Consider the following 17,843-nt stretch of genomic DNA (forward strand, 5'->3'; position numbering starts at 1 on the left):
GGGGAGAAGGTATAAGGGCTGTGTGGCGGGGAGTGGGTGTGAGACGTGGGCGGTCAGGAGCAGTTAGCGGGAGAAGGGACTTAGTGGGCGGGAGGGTGAGGGGGGGGCGGGGTCAGCGGCGGCCTGAGGAGCCGTGCCAGGAGCCGACCGCGAGCCGGTTGAGGAGGGTGAAGAGCGCGAAGACGGCGACGCCGAAGAGGGAGGCGAGGATGATCGCGGCGAACAGGTCCTCGGACTGGAGCCTGGCCCGGTAGACGTCCAGGAGGGTGCCGATGCCGGGGCTGCCCTGCTTGAAGAACATGTCGCCGACGATGGCGCCGATCACGGAGAGGCCGGCGGAGGTGCGCAGCCCGGTGAAGACGGCCGGGAGCGCGGCGGGCAGCTCCAGCTTGCGCAGCCGGGCGAGGCGGCCGGCCTTCTGGAGGGTGAACAGGTCGTGGTGGGCGCGGTCGACGGACTGCAGCCCGAAGAGGGTGTTGGCGATCATCGGGAAGAGGGCGATGATCACGCAGACGACGGTGCGGCTGCTGTAGCCGAAGCCGAACCACAGGCCGATGAGCGGCACCAGCGCCAGGATCGGCACGGTCTGCAGGATGACGGCGTACGGGTACAGCGAGCGTTCCAGCCAGCGGGCCCGGCTCATCAGCACGGCGACGGTGATGCCGAGCGCGGCGGCGAGCACCAGGCCGACCAGGGCGACCCTGGCGGTGAGGGCAAGGGCCTCCAGCATGGGATGCAGGTGCGACCAGTCGAGGAACGCCACGCTCAGCACCCGGTGCGGCGGGGGCACCAGGAAGCGGCGCTCGGGCGAGAGCATCAGGTAGCTGACGGCGTACCACACGGCGAGCGCCGCGGCCAGGGAGCCGAGCGGCGGCAGCAGCCCGCGCAGGCGGCGGGCCCAGGCGCCCGGCTCCCCCGGGACCCCGGCCGCGCCGGGGGCGGTCTCGGCAGGGGCGGGTTCGGCGGGGACGGTCTGGGCGGTGGCCGGTTCGGCCGGGGCGGGTTCGGCGGGGACGGTCTGGGCGGTGGCCGGTTCGGCCGGGGCGGGTTCGGCCGCGGGGGTGGCGGCGGTGGCGGGGGGCGAGGCGGCGGGCCCGGCATCGGCGGGGCCCGCGGTGGGCACGGTCACTTGGCACCTCCTCGCAGCGCGGCGGACACCTCGCCGGCGATCCTCGCGAAGGCCGGTTCGTACCGCAGCTCTGCCGGACGGGGATGGTCGAAGGGCACGTCGAAGGCGGCGGTGACCCGGCCGGGCCGGGCGGACATCACCACGACCCGGTGGGAGAGGAACACCGCCTCGGTGACGGAGTGGGTGATGAACAGGGCGGTGAACCCCCGTTCCGCCAGGACCCGTTGCAGTTCCTCCTGCATCCGCAGCCTGGTGATCTCGTCGAGCGCCCCGAAGGGCTCGTCGAAGAGGAAGAGCGAGGGCCTGCCCATCAGGGCCCTGGCGAGGGAGACCCGCATCCGCATGCCGCCGGAGAGCTGCCCGGGCAGCTGCTTCGCGAAGCCGTCGAGGCCGACGAGGGCCAGGACCTCGCGGGCCCGCTCGCGGCGCTCGGCCCGGCCCACCCCGGCGAGTTCCGCGGGCAGTTCCACGTTGGCCTGAACGCTGCGCCAGGGCAGCAGGGTCGGGTCCTGGAAGACGAAGCCGACGGACTCGCCGCTCGCCGCCAGCCCGGTGACCCGCCCGCCGGTGGGGGCGTCCAGCCCGGCGGCCAGGCGCAGCAGGGTGGACTTGCCGCAGCCCGAGGGGCCGACGACGGAGACGAACTCGCCCGCCGCGACGGACAGGTGCACTCCCTCGAGGGCCGACGTGCCGTTGGGGAACCGCTTGCCGACGCCTTCGAAGTGCAGCGCCGCCTCGGTGGCCACGGACATCTCGCCACCTCTCCTTCTCTGGTGCTCTCGTCTCGGGTGGTTCTCGTCTGGGGCGTTCTCGTCTCGGGTGTTCTCGTCTCGGGCCGGTGCGCGGGGCCTGTTCCCGGGTGCGCCTCCGGTGCCGCCCGGGCCCGCGGCGCCGCCGGCCGGACCGGCCCGAGGGGCGGTCCCCGCCCCGGCCGGCGGGGCGCGGCGCGGAATGTTGATAGGATGAACATCGATTGTTTCCCGCCAGTTTCGCTCCGGTGTCCGTTCGCGGCTTTCGCGAACTTCACGCGCCTTTTCGCCGGTTGACGCGGCGGGGCCGGGGACTTCGGGGCAGGGCGCGGTCCCTACAGCAGCTCACGGCGGACGGTGGTGCGGGCGACCGGCCGGCCGGCCCGCAGCACGAGGCGTTCGGCGCAGGCCGCGCCGAGGGCCTCCACGAGCGAGCCCGCGCGCACCGCCAGCAGGTCGGCCACCGCCCCGGGAAACGGCCCCGCGGGCGGCAGGCCGAGCACCTCGCGGGCCGCGTCGGTCACCGCGCGCAGGGCCTCACGCGGCGAGAGGTGGCCGGCGGACACCAGCAGGGAGGCGGTTTCCAGCGGGTCGAAGCCGCCCACCGCGTTGAACGGGTCGCGCACGTTGTCCCCGCCGGCCGCCAGGGTCACCCCCGCGTCCAGCAGCGCCCCCAGCGCGGGCAGCCCGCGCGGGACCGGCCCGGGATGCGCCCTGCCCTGGAGGTAGAGGTTGGTCTGCGGCAGGGTCACCACGCCGATGCCGGCCCCGGCCACCTCCTTCGCCAGCCGCGCCGCCTCCTCCGCGGGCAGGGCCCCCAGGCTGACGCAGTGGCTCGCGGTCACCCGGCCGGGGAACGGGCGCCGCCCGAGGGCGGCGGCCAGCAGCCTGAGGTCCGCCGAGGCGGGGTCGAGGTTCTCGTCCGCGTGCAGGTCGAGCCCCACGCCGAACTCTTCCGCGAGCCGCAGCCCCCGCGCGACGGCGGCGGCCGGGTCGGGCGCCAGGTGCGGGCAGCCGCCGAGCAGGTCGGCGCCCAGCTCGAACGCCCCGCGCAGCACGCTCTCCGGCGCCTCCGGGTGCAGCACGGCCAGTTGGAGATCCATCCGGCCGCGCACGGCCTCCCGCACCCGGAGCAGCGCCCGGATGCCGCGCAGCGGGTCCGCGCCCGGCAGCAGGTCGGCGTGGGTGCGCACCGCGGTGACGCCGTTGAGCAGCAGCTCGTCCACGGCGCGGCGGGCGCGCGCCTCGACGTCGGCCTCGGTGATGCGGGCCGCGTGGACCCGCCAGGCGCCGACGGCGGCGGGCAGGCCGCCGCCGGGCGCCCCGGCCGCGTCGAAGGTCATGGCCTTGTCGAGGTGGGCGTGCGGCTCGGCGGGCGCCGGCAGCAGCAGGTGTCCGGTGAGGTCGAGTTCCGGCGGCCCCGGCGGGAGCCGCCAGGGCGGCGCGACCCGGCGCACCAGCCCGCCCTCGATCAGCAGGTCGCGTTCCCCGCCCTCGGGCAGCCGGGCGGCACGCAGCAGCAGGGCGCTCACGGTCCCTCACCGCCCGCCTCCCGCGCGGCGGCCGGCGCGGCGGTCAGCACGGCGAATCCGTCGAAGTCGTGGCGCAGGACCGGGACGCCGAACATGTCCACGGACCGCACCGGCCGGGTCCTGCCGTCGCGGACCGCGGCGAACGCCTCGGCGACGTCGGCGACGAAGCCCCGGGACTCCCGGTGGCGCAGGTTGTGGCCGAGCAGCGCGGTGCCGAGGGGGAGTTCGGCCAGCCGCGCCGTGGAGCGGGCGAAGGCGGCGACGTCCGCCCCGGGCACGTGCGCGAAGAACGAGCCGCTGATCAGGGTGTCCCCGGCGAGCAGCAGCCCGGTGGCGGGCTCCCACAGGCACAGGCCGTCGGGCGAGTGCCCCGGCGTGTGCAGCACCGTCAGGCGCCGGCCGCCGAGGTCGAGGACGTCGCCCTCCCGCAGCAGCCGGGTGGGGCGCACCGCCTCGATGCGCCAGTGGGCGAGCTCGGGAACCGGCCGCACCTCGACGCGGCTGTCGGTGAGGAAGAAGCCCTGGGCGTCGATCGCGCGCAGCGCCTCGTAGCGCTCCCGCAGGCCCTGCGCCAGGTGGGCGTAGGCGGCGAGCCACTCGCCCGGCGCGGGCGCCAGGTGCAGCTCTGCGCCCGCGGCGTGGACCGCGAACTCCGCGGCGACTCCCCGCAGGGAGGCGTTGCCGCCGCGATGGTCGTAGTGGTGGTGGGAGTTGACCACGAGCAGCGGGAGGCCGGTGAGGGCGCGGACCTCGCGGCCGATGTCGCCGATGCCCATGCCGCTGTCGTAGAGCAGGGCGAACTCCTCGCCGTGCACGAGATAGCTGTTGACGTGCCCGGGCTCGGCGATGAGGTGGACGCCTGGGCCCGCCTCGCGCACGGAGAACCAGCCCCGCCCCGTCACGCGGCGGCCCCGGCGCCGAGGGGGTGGTAGTGGCGGCCCAGGTGCACCAGGGCGCCGCCGTCCCGGGCGCAGGGCAGGGCGCGGCGCACGGCGCCGATCAGCAACAGGTGGTCACCGGCCGGGAGTTCCTCGGCGAGGTCGCAGGCCAGGATGTGGGTGCTGTGGGCGGTCAGCAGCGGCAGCCCTTCCTCGTCCGGCGTCCACGCGAGCCCGGCGAAGCGGTCCGCGGCCGGGTCGGCGAAACGCCGGGAGATCTCCTCGCCCGTGGCGTGCAGGACGTTGAGGGCGAACTTCCGCCCGGCGAGGAGGGCGCGCAGCGTGCGGCTGCCGCGGTCGACGGCGATGGCGAGCAGCCGCGGGGTGCGGCTCAGGCTCATCACGGCGGTGCTGGTGAAGCCGGCGGGCGTGCCGTCGGGCGCCAGGGTCGTCACGACGCAGACCCCGGAGGCGAGCGCGGACATGGCGTCGAGGAAGGCGCGGTCGTGGGCGGTCCCGGAGGCGGCGCCCGGCGGGGCGGCGGCCGGGTTTCCGGTGCGGTGGGTGGCGGTCGGCGGCATGGGGCCCCCTGGGCTAGAATGTTCATCCCATCAACATCGAGCATAGGGACCGGGTGTTTCACCGGGGTAAATCCTCCCGGCGCCCGCCCCGAGGATTCCGCCATGCCGGTCGAAGGCACCGAAACCAGCAGCGAGAACGGCGCGAAGGGCCGCGCCCGGCCGCCCCGTTCCGCGGCCAGGGCCCCGCGCCAGGCCGCCGAGGGCGCGCGGCACAACGCGCACGAGCCCCCGCGCGCCCCCAGGACGAGCGCCGGGGAGAACGCCGGCAAAAACGCCGACAAGAACGCAGGCAAGAACGCCGACAAGAACGCAGGCAAGGGCGCCGGGAAGCGCCCCGCGAGGACCGGCGCGAAGCGGGCCGCGCAGGACACGACGCCCGCCGGCGGCGGGGACCGGGCCGGGACGGACGCCGACCAGCGGGCCGAACTGGGCGCGAGCATCCGCCGGTTGCGCAAGGAGCGCGGGCTGACCCTGGTGCAGCTGGCCCAACGCGCCGAGCTGTCCCACCCGTTCCTGAGCCAGCTGGAGCGCGGCCTCACCCACCCGAGCATGCCCTCGCTGCACCGGATCGCCCGGGCGCTCGGCACCACCCAGCAGGCGCTCCTCGCGAACGCGGTGCGGGGCAGCGCGGACGTCTCCCCGGCGGAGATCCGGGTGGTGCGCAGCGGCGAGGGGCTGCCGGTGACCAACCTCGGGGGGGTGGCGCGCATGCTGGGCACCCCGCGGCACGGCGTCCACCCGGTGGAGTACCGGGGCGCGCAGACGGTCTTCGGCGGCTACTACGACCACCCGGGCGACGAGTTCCTCTACGTCATCGCGGGCGAGGTGGAGGTGGACCTGCACACGGCGCAGGGCCCGGTGCTGCACCGCCTCGGCCCGGGCGACAGCATCAGCTACCTCGGCGGCACCCCGCACCGCTGGCGGGCGGTGGCGGAGGGCGAGTCCGTGCGCCTGCTTGCCGTCCAGAACGCCACCGCCCCCGCGGACCCCGCCGCCCCCTCCCCCGCGGAAGAGGCCCACCGCACCGGCCACGCCTGAGGCCGTCCCCGGCATCCGGCGCGCTGCCGGGACGTGGCGGCGGCGCAACGGCCCGGGCGCGGGGGGCGGGCGTTCCGGGGCGCGGGCCTCCACGGAAAACCCGGGGCCGCGGGCCGCGGCGTTCGGTACCTTCGCCCGCGTGGCTGACGAGATCTTCGGGCATCCGCGGCTCGCCGCGATCTACGACGCCCTCGACCCCGACCGCTCCGACCTGGAGCCCTATCTCGCGCTCGCGGCCGGGCTCGGCGCGCGGCGCGTGCTCGACCTCGGCTGCGGCACGGGGGTCTTCGCGCTGCTCCTGGCGGCGCGCGGCCACCAGGTGGTCGCCGCCGACCCGGCCCGCGCCTCCCTGGACGTCGCCCGCGGCAAGCCGGGCGCCGAGCGGGTGCGCTGGATCTGCGGGGACGCCACCGCCGTGCCCCCGCTGGGCGCCGACCTGGTCACCATGACGGCCAACGTCGCCCAGTCCATCGCCGCGCCCGGCGCCTGGTCGGCGACCCTCGCCGGGGCCCGCGCCGCGCTGCGGCCCGGCGGGCACCTGGTGTTCGAGACGCGTGACCCACGGCGGCGGGCCTGGGAGGAGTGGACCCCGGCGGCCTCCCGCACGGTCACCCGGATCGCGGGAATCGGCGCCGTGGAGAGCCGGGTGGAGGTGACCGAGATGGCGCTGCCGCTGGTGACCATCCGCTGGACCTACGCCTTCGCCGCCGACGGCAGCACCCTGACCTCCGACTCCACGCTCAGGTTCCGGGATCGCGAGGAGGTGGCGGCGGACCTGGCGGCGCACGGGCTCGCCCTCGACGAGGTCCGGGACGCGCCCGACCGCCCCGGCAGGGAACTCGTCTTCCTGGCCCGGCGGCCGGAGCGCTGATCCGGACCCCCGCCCGGCCGGCCGCGAGCCCCGCACCACCGCGCCGGGCCTGGCGTCCGGGCCGGATACGCTGACCGGCAGGGCCCGGCGCCGACGGCAGGGCCCCAAACCGCGGGCCCCGCACCACCGCGGCCCCGCCTCCCTCCACCCCCGCGCCGGCGCTCGGCCGGCGCGCCGACCTCGCGAAAGCCACGAGCAGCCGACCATGCACCACCGCCACGCCACCCCGGCCGACGCCCCGGCCCTGGCCGCCCTCTACGCCGCCCAGCACCGCGACAACCTCAGCGAGGAGGAGCGGCGTGCGCACGGCTTCGTGCAGGGCGATTTCCGCCTCGGCACCCTGCGTGCCCTTGCGGAGCGACGGCAGATCCTGGTCGCCGAGGACGAGGCGGGCGGCATCGCGGGGCTCGTCGGCCTCATGCCTCCGCACGCCCTGCCGGAACCGCCCCCGCCCGTTGCCGAGTTGCTGCGCAGGCAGGACTCCCTGCGGTGGCACGGGCGTCCGCTGAGCCGCCTGCGCTGGGTGCTCTACGGACCCGTGGTGGTCGGCGCCGCCCACCGCCGCAGGGGGGTCGCCCGCGGGCTGTTCACCACGGCCATGCGGGCCGCGGCACCGGACGCCGAACTCGTGGTCGCCTTCATCGAGTCGGGCAACGAGAGCTCGTGGCGAGTGCACGTGGAACGCTTCGGCATGAGCCCGATCGGCCGGTTCGGCCTCGGCGGCCGGACCTACCACGTCGTCGCCGCCCCACCCCCGGCCCGAGACCCCGCCGCGTAACCCCGGCCGGGCACCCGCCCGCCTTCCGCGCCCCGGCGCGCGGGCCGCGCCCGCCCGGCCCCGGGGCGCCCCGCCGCCCGGCCCGCACCTCCCCGCGCCCCGCCCGCCCCCGTCGGGGGCGCCTACCGCTCCGCGGCGGCGCCTGCCGGACGCGGGGCCACGCAGGTGGGGCTGCCGACCGGGTGCCTGGCCAGCTCGGTGAAGGCGGGGGCGGCGGGGTCGAACCGCAGGGTGATCACCGTGTCGGAGTGCTGGGCGGCCACGAGGAGGAGGTCGCCCGCGAGGGCGAAGTGGCGCGGCCAGGCGGCGTCGAGGAGGTGCTCGGCGAGGAGGACCGGGGGCGCCTCGCCGAGGGAGAACAGCGAGAGGCTGTCCGGGCCCCGGTTGGAGACCAGGGCGTAGGCGCCCTCCTCCAGCAGCTCCAGGTGGGCCGCCAGGTTGGGCCTGGCGCCCGCTCCCCCCTCCTCCCCCGCGCGGCCGGAGGCCGGGCGGGCGGCCAGGACGGAGAAGTCGCCCGGCACCTCCTCGGACAGGACGAGCAGTTCGCCGCCGAGCTCGGCCAGCGCGTAGGCGCGCGGGGCGGGGCCGCGCACCAGCTGCCGCGGCCCGCAGCCGGCGGGCAGGCGGCTGGCCGCGACCCGCGTCAGCCTGCCGTCCGGGCCGAGCCGGTAGGACCAGAGGGTGTCGCTGCCCAGGTCGGTCACGGTGGCGAGGCCGCCGGCGGCGTCCAGGGTGACCATGTGCGCGTGGGGGCCCTCCTGCCGCTCCGCCACCGGCCCGCCGCCCTGGTGCGCCACCAGGTCGGTCCGCGCGGCGAGCCGTCCGTCCGCGGCCAGCGAGAAGACCGCGACGCTGCCGCTGCCGTAGTTGGCGGCGAGGGCGAACCGCCCGTCGGCGGTCACCGCGACGTGGCAGGGCTCGGCCCCGCCGGTCGCCAGCGAGCCGAGCGCCCGCGGCTCCGCCGGGCGTTCCAGGGTGACGGCCGTGAGCCCGCCCTCGGCCAGCTCGTTCACCGCGTACACGACCGGCAGCCAGGGGTGCCAGGCCAGGAACGAGGCGGCGGGCAGCGGGAGTTCGGCGACCAGGGCGAGGCCGCCTTCGGCCCCGGGGTCCTCCCGGAAGACGGTCAGCCCGGGGCCGGTCCCCCCGGCCTCGGGCGTATAGGAACCCACGCAGATCACTCGGCCGGACATGTCCCTCCACCCTTCGCAAGCGCTTGCTCAGGCGCATGATCTCAAGCCCCGCCCGCGAAGGGGCGGCCGGGAGCGCACCGGCGCGTCCCCTGGCGCCGCGCGCGCCCCCACCGGCCCTGGCCGCCCCTTACCGGCCAAGATCGCCGGGCGCGCCCGCCCCCGCGCCCGGCGCGAGCGGCGTACGGGGCGCGCCTGCCGGTCCGCGGGTCGCCGCGCGTGACGGCTGGGAGGCGCGATCCGCGCCGGGGGCGCGCGAAGGGGCTGGCCGAAAGGGCGGTCTTGGCACCGGCGGGGGCGGGAGTGGGAGGATCCGTGAAGCGATTGTCAGGGACATGCAATTTCGGTGTCCGCTGACCACGCCTCGCTCTCCACTCGTCCGTTGGACCCACACATCCTTCCCAGGAGGAAGTCAGTGAGAACGAAGCGCACCGAAACCCGGGCCGTCCGGCCACTGCGGCTGCTCGCCGCGGCCGCGGGCCTGTCCGCCATCGCGGCCTTCCTGATGCCCGCGGCGGCCCAGGCCGACTCGGGCACCTACAGCGCCGCCGAGTTGCGCGCGGCGAGCACGGCCGTCCAGGAGGCCGACGTCGCGGGCACGGCCTGGGCGGTCGACCCGGACTCGCACACCGTGACCGTGCTCGCCGACGAGACCGTCTCGCGGGCCGAGATCGCCGAGATCCGCGAGAGCGCCGGCGACCTCGCCGGGGCCCTCGACGTGCAGCGCACCGAGGGCACCTTCCGGAAGTACCTCCAGGGCGGCGACGCGATCTACGCGGACATCGGCTGGCGCTGTTCGCTCGGCTTCAACGTCCGCAGCGGCAGCAGCTACTACTTCCTGACGGCGGGCCACTGCACGGACGACCCCTACGGCCCGACCCCGCCCTACCCGCTGTGGAGCGACGGGGCGAGCCAGATCGGCTACACCGCGGGCTCGTCCTTCCCGTCGAACGACTTCGGCATCGTCGCCTACGACCCGCAGCCGTCCGGCGTCCCGAGCTCGGTGAACCTCTACAGCGGCTCGCAGGCGATCACCTCCTTCGCCAACCCCTCGGTCGGCCAGTCCGCCTGCCGCAGCGGCAGCACCACGGGCGTGCACTGCGGCACGATCACGGGCCTGAACTACACGGTCGACTACGGCAACGGCGAGGTCGTCTACGGCCTGATCATGACCAACATCTGTGCCGAGCCGGGCGACAGCGGCGGCCCGCTGTTCTCCGGCAGCACCGGCCTCGGCCTGACCTCGGGCGGCAGCGGCGACTGCAGCTCCGGCGGCACGACCTTCTTCCAGCCGGTCGTGGAGGCCGCGAACTACTACGGGGTGACGCTCCCCTAGCGGGACGCCGCCCCGGCGAGCGCCCCGCCCCGCCGCCCGCGGCACCCGCCGGCGGCGGGGCGGGGTCCCCCGCGGCCCCGCCCGCGCTCGGCGGGCGGGGCCGCGGGCCGGCCGCGCGGCGGGCTACGGCCGTTCGGCCCCGGCGCCCGCCAGTTCCGCGCGGACCTCGCGGGCCGCGGCGACCAGGTTCTCCAGCGCCGCGCGGGTCTCCTCCCAGCCGCGGGTCTTCAGGCCGCAGTCGGGGTTGACCCACAGCCGGGCGGCGGGCAGGTCCGCAAGCGCCAGCCGCAGCAGGGCCGCCAGCTCCTCGCGGCCCGGCACCCGCGGGGAGTGGATGTCCCACACGCCGGGCCCGGCCTGCCGCGGGTAGCCCGCGGCGGCGAGTTCGCCCGCCACCCGCATGCCGGAGCGGGCCGCCTCCAGGCTGATGACGTCGGCGCCGAGTTCGTCGATGGCCTCCAGCACGTCCCCGAACTCCGCGTAGCACATGTGCGTGTGGACCTGGGTGGCGGCGCGGGCGGCCCCCGTGGTCAGCCGGAAGGCGGCGGTGGCCCAGGACAGGTACCCGGCGCGGTCGGCGGCGCGCAGCGGCAGCAGTTCGCGCAGCGCGGGCTCGTCCACCTGGATCACGGCCGTGCCGGCCGCCTGGAGGTCGGCGACCTCGTCCCGCAGGGCGAGGGCCACCTGCCGCGCCGTGTCGCCCCGCGGCTGGTCGTCGCGGACGAAGGACCAGGCCAGCATGGTCACCGGGCCGGTGAGCACCCCCTTGACCGGCCGGGCCGTGAGGGACTGGGCGAAGGAGGTCCACCGCACGGTCATCGGCGCGGGGCGCGAGACGTCCCCGAGGAGGATCGGCGGGCGGACGCAGCGGGTGCCGTAGGACTGCACCCAGCCGTGCGTGGTGGTGAGGAAGCCGGTCAGCCGCTCGGCGAAGTACCGCACCATGTCGTCGCGTTCCGGCTCCCCGTGCACCAGGACGTCGAGCCCGGCCCGCTCCTGGAAGGCGATGACCTCGCGGATCTCCTCCTCGATGACCGCCTCGTAGGCGGCGTGGTCCAGGGTGCCGGCCCGCAGCGCCGCGCGGGCGGCCCGCAGCCGGCCGGTCTGCGGGAAGGAGCCCACGGTGGTCGTGGGCAGCGGGGGCAGCCCGAGCGCGGCGCCCTGCGCGGCGGCGCGCTCCGCGTAGGGCGCCTCCCGGTCGCCGGCGGCGGGGGTGACGGCGGCGGCCCGGGCGCGCACGGCCGGGTCGCGGGTGAGCGGGGAGGCGGCGCGGGAGGCCAGGTCGGCGCGGTTGGCGGCGAGCGCGGCCGCGATGGCCCCGGTGCCCGCGCTCAGGCCGCGGGCCAGGAGGGCGAGTTCGCCGGCCTTCTGGCGGGCGAACGCGAGCCAGCGCACGAGCTGCCGGTCGATGTCGCGCTCGGCCCTGACGTCCAGGGGCACGTGCAGCAGGGAGCAGGAGGCGGCGACGTCCACCCGTTCGGCCAGGCCGAGGAGGGTGCCCAGGGTGCTCAGCGAGGCGGCCAGGTCGTTGATCCAGACGTTGCGGCCGTCCACGATGCCGGCGACGAGCCGCTTGCCGGGCAGCCCGCCGACGGCGGCCAGGTCGCCGAGGTTGGCGGCGGCGCGACCGGTGAAGTCGAGGGCGAGGCCCTCGACGGGGGACCGCGCCAGCAGCGGCAGCGCCGGGCCGAGCCGGTCGAAGTAGGTGGCGACCAGGAGCCTGGGCCGGTTGCCCGGGCGGCCGAGCTCGGCGTAGGCGTGGCCGGCCGCGGCCAGCTCGGCCGGGGTGCGGTCCTGGACCAGGGCGGGCTCGTCCAGCTGCACCCACTCGGCGCCCGCGGCCCGCAGGTCGGCCAGCAGGCGGGCGTAGACCGGCAGCAGCCGGTCGAGCAGGCCGAGCGGCGCGAAGTCCGCCGGGGCGCCGGGTGCGGGCTTGGCCAGCAGCAGGAAGGTGACCGGGCCGAGCAGCACCGGGCGCGCCGCCACCCCGGCGTCCAGGGCCTCGCGCAGTTCGGCGACCTGCGTGCGCGAGTCGGCGGCGAAGCGGGTTTCCGGCCCCACCTCGGGGACGAGGTAGTGGTAGTTGGTGTCGAACCACTTCGTCATCTCCAGGGGCGGCGCCTGCCGGCTGCCGCGCGCCATGGCGAAGTAGCCGTCCAGCGGGGAGGCGGCCAGGGCCGCGCGGTGGCGCTCGGGGACGGCGCCCACCATGACGGCGGTGTCCAGGACGTGGTCGTAGAGGGAGAAGTCGCCGGTGGGGACCTCGTCGATCCCGGCCTCGGCGAGTTCGCGCAGCCGGGCCGCGCGCAGCCGGGCGGCGGTCGCCTCCAGTTCGCCTGCGGTGACGCGGCCGCGCCAGTAGCCCTCGACGGCGCGCTTCAGCTCACGGTCGTGGCCCTGCCTGGGGTAGCCGTACACGGTGGACCGCGCCGCGGCCCGCTCCGCTCCCGCGGCCCCGGCCGTGGTCCTCGTCTGCGGTGTGGTCAACGCACTCTCCTTCGCGAGCGTGTCTGCGAGGCCGAGCGCGGCGTCCCGCGGGGCGCGAAGGTGGGCACGACCGGCGGGCGGCGGCGCCCGCGCATCCGCGCACCGCTGTCCTTCCGGTCACGCCGGCCCGCCCGCGCGGTCCTGCCTTCTCGGCATCACGGCGTCTCCGCGCGCGCCTCGCGCGCGGGCAGTGGCAGGTCTTCGGACTTGCGGGCGCGCCTGCCTGGCAGACACCTACTGGCCGTCGCTTCCCTGGCCCGTCGGGGCCCAGTGCGTGTGACGGCGGTCGTTCCCACTCACCGCTGCGGGGCAGTCCCGGATTCCCACCGGGTTCCCTCTTGCGACGCGCCTGCCTGGCGGGCAGGGCGAACCGACTGCGGCCCCAGCCTATGCGGGCGCCTCCGGGGCCCGCCCCCGGGGTGGCTTCCGGCCGCGGAGGTCCGCGCCGCGCCCGGGCCCGCGGGAGGCGCGGGGCCGGCGCCCGCACGATCGGATACTCCGATGGGCTGAAAAGAAGACCGCACTGGCGGGCAGGAGGTTTGCCCTCCCTCACTTCCGGTGACTTGGGATGCGCTGTCCATGCCGAATGAGGCCGATGCGAGCCGATGTGAGGAGTGGCGATGGCTCTCGTAGCAGACTTCGTGGTGGAACGGTTGCGTGAATGGGGCATGCAGCGCGTCTTCGGATACCCGGGCGACGGGATCAACGGCCTGCTGGGGGCGTTCGACCGCGCCAAGGGCGAGCCGGAGTTCATCCAGACCCGGCACGAGGAGATGGCGGCCTTCATGGCCTGCGGCCACGCCAAGTTCACCGGCCACCCCGGCTGCTGCGTGGCCACCTCGGGACCGGGCGCGATCCACCTCCTCAACGGCCTGTACGACGCGAAGCTGGACCACCAGCCCGTCGTCGCCGTCATCGGCCAGCAGAAGCGGCTGTGCCTGGGCTCGCACTACCAGCAGGAGATCGCCCTCGACCAGCTGTTCGCGGACGTCTCGGCCTACTGCCAGATGATCGTCGAGCCCGCGCAGACGCGCCACGTCATCGACCGCGCCTTCAAGACCGCCCTCAGCACCCGCTCGGTGGCCACGATCATCATTCCCGAGGACGTCCAGGAGGCCACCGCCCAGCCCTCCCCGCCCAAGACCCACGGCGCCGTCTACTCCAGCGTCGGCTGGAGCAGGCCGCGGGTCCTGCCCGACGAGGAGGAGCTGCACAAGGCGGCCGGCATCCTCAACGAGGGCAAGAAGGTCGCCATGATCGTCGGCCAGGGCGCGGCCGGGGCCGAGGAGGAGATCCTCCGGACCGCCGAGCTGCTCGGCGCCGGCGTCGCCAAGGCGCTGCTCGGCCGGGAGGTCCTGCCCGACGACCTGCCGTTCGTCACCGGGCCGATCGGCCTGCTCGGCACCAAGGCCAGCGACAACATGATCCGCCGCTGCGACACCCTGCTGATGGTCGGCACCAGCTTCCCCTACGCCGAGTGGCTGCCCGAGGAGGGCCAGGCCCGCGGCGTCGAGATCGACATCGACGGCAGCATGATCGGCATCCGCTACCCGATGGACGCCCACCTGGTCGCCGACGCCAAGGAGACCCTCAGGGCCCTCAACCCGCTGCTGAAGCCCAAGAAGGACGGCGGCTGGCGCAAGAAGATCGAGAAGGACGTCACCGAGTGGAACGACCTGCTCGCCCGCCGCGCCGACCAGCACTTCAACGGCCTGGTCAACCCGCAGGCGGTCGCCCAGGAACTCACCCCGAGGCTCCCCGACGGCTGCCTGCTGACCGCGGACTCCGGCTCGGCCACCAACTGGTGGGCGCGCCACCTCAAGCTGCGCGAGGGCATGCACGCCACCCTCTCCGGCACCCTGGCCACCATGGGCCCGGCCGTGCCCTACGCCATCGCCGCGCGCTTCGCCCACCCCGACCGGCCCGTCATCGCCTTCACCGGGGACGGCGCCTTCCAGATGAACGGCATGAACGAGATGATCACCATCAAGCGGTACTGGGACCGCCTCGCGGGCGGGCCGCCGTTCGTCTTCTGCGTCTTCAACAACCAGGATCTCAACCAGGTCACCTGGGAGCAGCGGGCGATGGGCGGCGACCCCAAGTTCCCCGGCTCCCAGGAGATTCCGGACCTGCCCTACGCCGAGTACGCCGAACTCCTCGGCCTGAAGGGCATCGTCTGCGAGACCCAGTCCGCGGTGGGCGAGGCCTGGGACGAGGCGCTGCGCAGCGACCGGCCCGTGGTCCTGGAGTTCAGGACCGACCCCGACATCGCCCCCATCCCGCCGCACATCATGCTCGAACAGGGCAAGAAGGCGGCCAAGGCCACCGTGCGGGACCCCGACCGCGCCGGCATCGTCCACCGCGGCGTCCGGCAGAAGCTGGCCGGGATGGCCCACATCGGCCGCGGCTGAGGCGCGGGGCCCGGCCGGACCGCGCCGCCGCGTTCGAGGCGCGGGCGCGGCGCGGGGCCCACGGCAGGGTCCGTGGCGGGCGGGCGGCAGGGACGGAGGGCCGGGATGACGGAGCCGCAGCCGATCGAGGACCTGCAGGTCCACGCCTTCCGGCTGCCCACCGACGGGCCGGACGGCGCCGAGGAGGACGGGACGCTGCGCTGGGAGGCCACCACGATCGTCCTCGTCCTGGCGCGGGCCGGGGGCGTCACCGGCCTCGGCTACACCTACGGGGACGTGTCGGTGGCCGCCTTCGCGGAGTCCCTGCTGCTGCCGGCGCTGCGCGGCGCCGACGCCCTGGAGCCCGCCGCGGCCTGGCGCACGGCCCGCGGCCTGATCCGCAACGCCGGGCGCCCTGGGGTGGGGGCGATGGCGGTCTCCGCCGTGGACATCGCCCTGTGGGACCTCAAGGCCAGGCTGCTCGGCCTGCCGCTGGCGGCGCTGCTGCCCTCCTTCCACCGCGAGGTGCCCGTCTACGGCAGCGGCGGCTTCACCAACTATCCGCTCGGCAGGCTCGCCGCCCAGCTGGCCGGCTGGGTCGAGCAGGGCATCCCGCGGGTCAAGCTGAAGATCTCCCGGCACCCGGCGCAGGACGCGGCCCGGCTCACCGAGGCCCGCCGCGCCGTCGGCGAGCGGACCGAGCTATACGCGGACGCCAACGGCGCGCTCGGCCGCAAGGAGGCCCTGTACTGGGCGCAGCGGCTGGCCGGGGAGTGGGGCGTGACCTGGTTCGAGGAGCCCGTGAGCTCCGACGACACGGCCGGGCTGCGCCTGGTGCGCGAACGCGGCCCCGGCGGCCTGGACGTGGCGGCGGGCGAATACGGCTTCGTCCCGCGCGACTTCACCGACCTGCTGGACGCGGGCGCCGTCGACTGCCTGCAGGCGGACGTGACCCGCTGCGGGGGCATCACCGGCCTGCTCCAGATCGCCCCGCTGGCCGCCGCGAGGCACCTGGAGCTGTCGGCCCACTGCGCCCCCGCCGTCTCCGCCCACGCCTTCTGCGCGGTGCCCGCGCTGCGCCACCTGGAGTACTTCCACGACCACGTCCGGATCGAAGAGGCCCTGTTCGACGGGGTGTTGCGCCCGGTGGCGGGGGTGCTGCGGCCCAGCGGGGAACGGCCGGGACTCGGCCTTTCGGTCAAGTGGCCCGAGGCCGAGGCGTACCGGGTCCACGGCAGGCCCTTCTCCTGACCCTCTCCCGACCCCGCCGGCCGGGCGGCCCGGGACCCTCGCCCCCGGGGCGCCCGGCCGGCGGGCGGCCCGCTCAGCCGCGCTCCGCCGCCGGTTCGCGCCGCCCGGCCCGCGGCATCAGCGTCGCCGCGATCACCAGGGCCGCGAGGCCGAGGCAGGCGGTGGCCAGGAACGCGTCGTGGTTGGCCGACTCCTGCACGGCCCGCACCAGGTCCGGGTCCCCGCCCGTGCCGGCGAGTTCCGAGGCGAAGCCGCTGTAGGCGATGGTGCCCACCACGGCGAGGCCGAGCGCGCCGCCGGCCTCCTGGCTGGTGTTGATCAGGCCGGCCCCCACCCCCGCGTCCTCCTTGCCGATGCCGGCGAAGGCCGCGATCTGCAGGGTCACGAACACCGCGCCGCAGCCGAGGCCCACCGCGAGGAATCCGGGCAGCAGGTCCGTGGCGTAGTGCCCCCCGGCCGGGGCCCGCCACAGGAGCAGCAGCCCGGCGACGGTGGCCACGAGTCCCGCCAGCAGCACGGTCCTGGCCGCGACCCTGCTGATCAACGCGGAGGCCAGCCCGGCGCCGACCGCGACGCAGACCGCGAGCGGCACGTAGGCGAAGCCGGCCCGCATCGGCGCATAGCCGTACACCTGCTGCATGAAGATGCTGGCGAAGTAGAACATCGCGCCGAGGGTGCCGAAGACCAGCAGGGCGGAGACGTTGGCCACCCGCATCGTGCGCAGCCGGAAGATCCGCGGCGGCATCAGCGGCGAGCGCGCCCGCAACTCCGTCGCCACAAAGGCGGCGAGCAGCACGGCCACGCCGGCCAGGCTGCCGATCGTCCGCAGGGTGTCCCAGCCCACCCGGGTGGCCTCGCCCAGGGTGAAGATCAACAGCAGCAGCCCGGCGGTCAGCGTCACCGCGCCCACGGTGTCGAAGGGGCGGCGGCGCTCCCCGGCCCTGCTCTCCGGCACGATCAGCGGCGCCAGGGCCGCGGCGCCCACGCCGATCGGCAGGTTGATCCAGAAGATCCACTCCCAGCCGGGCCCGTCGGCCAGCACCCCGCCCGCGACGACGCCGACGATGGAGGCGATGCCGGCGAGCGAACCCCACACGCCCAGCGCCCTGTTGCGCTCCGGGCCCTCGGGGAAGGTGCCGGTGAGGATCGACAGGGCGGCCGGGGCGATGAGGGAGGAGCCGAGCCCCTGGAACCCCCGGGAGGCGATCAGCATCGGCCCGTTCTGGGCGAGCCCCGAGGCGAGCGAGGCCAGCGCGAACAGCAGGAAGCCGCACCGCAGCAGCCTGCGCCGCCCGAAGGTGTCGGCGAGCCGCCCGCTCAGCAGCAGGAAGCCGCCGAGCACCGTGGAGTACGCGGTGACGACGTAGCCCAGGCTGACGTCGGACATGCCAAGGCCCTCCTGGATGGAGGGCAGGGCGAGGTTCACGATCGACGCGTCGGTCATCACCATGAACTGGCCCATGCAGACGAAGGCGAGGATCGCCCCCGGGCCGGCGCCCGCCCTGGTCTCCCGCCGCGCGGTCGCCGGATCGGTGACAGTCATGTGCACGCTCCTGTGGTGGCGCCCGCGCGCCTGTCACACGCACGGGCCGGAATCCGTCAACGCGATGACGGACCGAGACGAGAGCATGTG

The 17,843-nt window shown here is 75.9% G+C and carries 14 protein-coding genes and 1 riboswitch; of the genes, 6 read left to right on the forward strand and 8 right to left on the reverse strand.

Features of this window, described 5'->3' with window-relative positions; genetic code table 11:
• Positions 1 to 112 precede the first annotated feature (112 nt).
• The 5 genes from D7294_RS29090 to D7294_RS29115 form a co-directional block, all read right to left on the reverse strand.
• The gene (locus tag D7294_RS29090; protein ID WP_241562703.1) at positions 113 to 1,129 is read right to left on the reverse strand and encodes an ABC transporter permease; all 1,017 of its coding nucleotides are present in this window, start codon (positions 1,127 to 1,129) and stop codon (positions 113 to 115) included.
• Complete coding sequence (locus tag D7294_RS29100) at positions 1,126 to 1,881, reverse strand: ABC transporter ATP-binding protein (protein ID WP_120684800.1); 756 nt, start codon at positions 1,879 to 1,881, stop codon at positions 1,126 to 1,128. The genes D7294_RS29090 and D7294_RS29100 overlap by 4 nt, the downstream gene beginning before the upstream one ends.
• A 332-nt stretch (positions 1,882 to 2,213) precedes the next feature.
• Entirely contained in the window at positions 2,214 to 3,410 is a 1,197-nt protein-coding gene (locus D7294_RS29105; protein WP_206619583.1) for an amidohydrolase family protein, read from the reverse strand.
• Positions 3,407 to 4,312, reverse strand: a complete 906-nt coding sequence (locus D7294_RS29110) for an MBL fold metallo-hydrolase (RefSeq protein ID WP_158674712.1) — start codon at positions 4,310 to 4,312, stop codon at positions 3,407 to 3,409. Before D7294_RS29110 ends, D7294_RS29105 begins: the two co-directional genes overlap by 4 nt.
• Positions 4,309 to 4,869: a flavin reductase family protein gene (locus tag D7294_RS29115; RefSeq protein ID WP_120684802.1), complete on the reverse strand. Its 561-nt coding sequence runs from the start codon at positions 4,867 to 4,869 to the stop codon at positions 4,309 to 4,311. Before D7294_RS29115 ends, D7294_RS29110 begins: the two co-directional genes overlap by 4 nt.
• A 102-nt stretch (positions 4,870 to 4,971) precedes the next feature.
• Here D7294_RS29115 and D7294_RS29120 point away from each other — a divergent pair, with 102 nt between their 5' ends.
• From D7294_RS29120 to D7294_RS29130, 3 genes are all read left to right on the forward strand, one after another.
• On the forward strand, positions 4,972 to 5,907 hold the full coding sequence (locus D7294_RS29120) for a helix-turn-helix domain-containing protein (protein ID WP_120684803.1): 936 nt from the start codon (positions 4,972 to 4,974) through the stop codon (positions 5,905 to 5,907).
• Positions 5,908 to 6,046: 139 nt separating this feature from the next.
• Positions 6,047 to 6,778 carry a class I SAM-dependent methyltransferase gene (locus tag D7294_RS29125; protein WP_120684804.1) on the forward strand — a complete coding sequence of 244 codons (732 nt, stop codon included), beginning with the start codon at positions 6,047 to 6,049 and terminating at the stop codon, positions 6,776 to 6,778.
• Positions 6,779 to 6,983: 205 nt separating this feature from the next.
• Positions 6,984 to 7,556 carry a GNAT family N-acetyltransferase gene (locus tag D7294_RS29130; RefSeq protein ID WP_120684805.1) on the forward strand — a complete coding sequence of 191 codons (573 nt, stop codon included), beginning with the start codon at positions 6,984 to 6,986 and terminating at the stop codon, positions 7,554 to 7,556.
• Positions 7,557 to 7,678: 122 nt separating this feature from the next.
• Here D7294_RS29130 and D7294_RS29135 read toward each other — a convergent pair whose 3' ends face one another.
• Positions 7,679 to 8,749 carry a lactonase family protein gene (locus D7294_RS29135; RefSeq protein ID WP_206619584.1) on the reverse strand — a complete coding sequence of 357 codons (1,071 nt, stop codon included), beginning with the start codon at positions 8,747 to 8,749 and terminating at the stop codon, positions 7,679 to 7,681.
• A 412-nt stretch (positions 8,750 to 9,161) separates the two neighbouring features.
• Here D7294_RS29135 and D7294_RS29140 point away from each other — a divergent pair, with 412 nt between their 5' ends.
• Positions 9,162 to 10,082, forward strand: a complete 921-nt coding sequence (locus D7294_RS29140; RefSeq protein ID WP_120684807.1) for a S1 family peptidase — start codon at positions 9,162 to 9,164, stop codon at positions 10,080 to 10,082.
• 123 nt (positions 10,083 to 10,205) lie between these two features.
• Here D7294_RS29140 and metE read toward each other — a convergent pair whose 3' ends face one another.
• A complete protein-coding gene (gene metE / locus D7294_RS29145; RefSeq protein ID WP_120684808.1) occupies positions 10,206 to 12,569 on the reverse strand; it encodes a 5-methyltetrahydropteroyltriglutamate--homocysteine S-methyltransferase in 2,364 nt (787 codons plus the stop codon).
• Positions 12,570 to 12,764: 195 nt separating this feature from the next.
• A riboswitch (cobalamin riboswitch) is annotated at positions 12,765 to 12,906 on the reverse strand.
• Between the two features lie 283 nt (positions 12,907 to 13,189).
• On the opposite strand from metE, the gene D7294_RS29150 reads away from it, so the two are divergent.
• Both D7294_RS29150 and D7294_RS29155 read left to right on the forward strand, forming a co-directional pair.
• Positions 13,190 to 14,980, forward strand: a complete 1,791-nt coding sequence (locus D7294_RS29150) for a thiamine pyrophosphate-requiring protein (protein ID WP_120684809.1) — start codon at positions 13,190 to 13,192, stop codon at positions 14,978 to 14,980.
• 105 nt (positions 14,981 to 15,085) lie between these two features.
• Positions 15,086 to 16,210 (forward strand): enolase C-terminal domain-like protein, encoded by a 1,125-nt coding sequence (locus tag D7294_RS29155; protein ID WP_120684810.1) that lies wholly within the window; start codon positions 15,086 to 15,088, stop codon positions 16,208 to 16,210.
• Between the two features lie 73 nt (positions 16,211 to 16,283).
• Here the strand turns inward: D7294_RS29155 and D7294_RS29160 are convergent, their stop codons facing one another.
• Positions 16,284 to 17,753, reverse strand: a complete 1,470-nt coding sequence (locus D7294_RS29160; RefSeq protein ID WP_241562704.1) for an MFS transporter — start codon at positions 17,751 to 17,753, stop codon at positions 16,284 to 16,286.
• Positions 17,754 to 17,843 lie beyond the last annotated feature (90 nt).

Source organism: Streptomyces hoynatensis (assembly GCF_003626535.1).
Lineage (GTDB): Bacteria > Actinomycetota > Actinomycetes > Streptomycetales > Streptomycetaceae > Streptomyces > Streptomyces hoynatensis.

Excerpts from the sequence above, each read along its gene's own strand:
- D7294_RS29100 (WP_120684800.1), bottom strand. The coding sequence starts at position 1,881 with ATGTCCGTGGCCACCGAGGCGGCGCTGCACTTCGAAGGCGTCGGCAAG.
- D7294_RS29115 (WP_120684802.1), bottom strand. The coding sequence starts at position 4,869 with ATGCCGCCGACCGCCACCCACCGCACCGGAAACCCGGCCGCCGCCCCG.
- D7294_RS29120 (WP_120684803.1), top strand. The coding sequence starts at position 4,972 with ATGCCGGTCGAAGGCACCGAAACCAGCAGCGAGAACGGCGCGAAGGGC.
- D7294_RS29130 (WP_120684805.1), top strand. The coding sequence starts at position 6,984 with ATGCACCACCGCCACGCCACCCCGGCCGACGCCCCGGCCCTGGCCGCC.
- D7294_RS29135 (WP_206619584.1), bottom strand. The coding sequence starts at position 8,749 with ATGTCCGGCCGAGTGATCTGCGTGGGTTCCTATACGCCCGAGGCCGGG.
- D7294_RS29150 (WP_120684809.1), top strand. The coding sequence starts at position 13,190 with ATGGCTCTCGTAGCAGACTTCGTGGTGGAACGGTTGCGTGAATGGGGC.
- D7294_RS29155 (WP_120684810.1), top strand. The coding sequence starts at position 15,086 with ATGACGGAGCCGCAGCCGATCGAGGACCTGCAGGTCCACGCCTTCCGG.
- D7294_RS29160 (WP_241562704.1), bottom strand. The coding sequence starts at position 17,753 with ATGACTGTCACCGATCCGGCGACCGCGCGGCGGGAGACCAGGGCGGGC.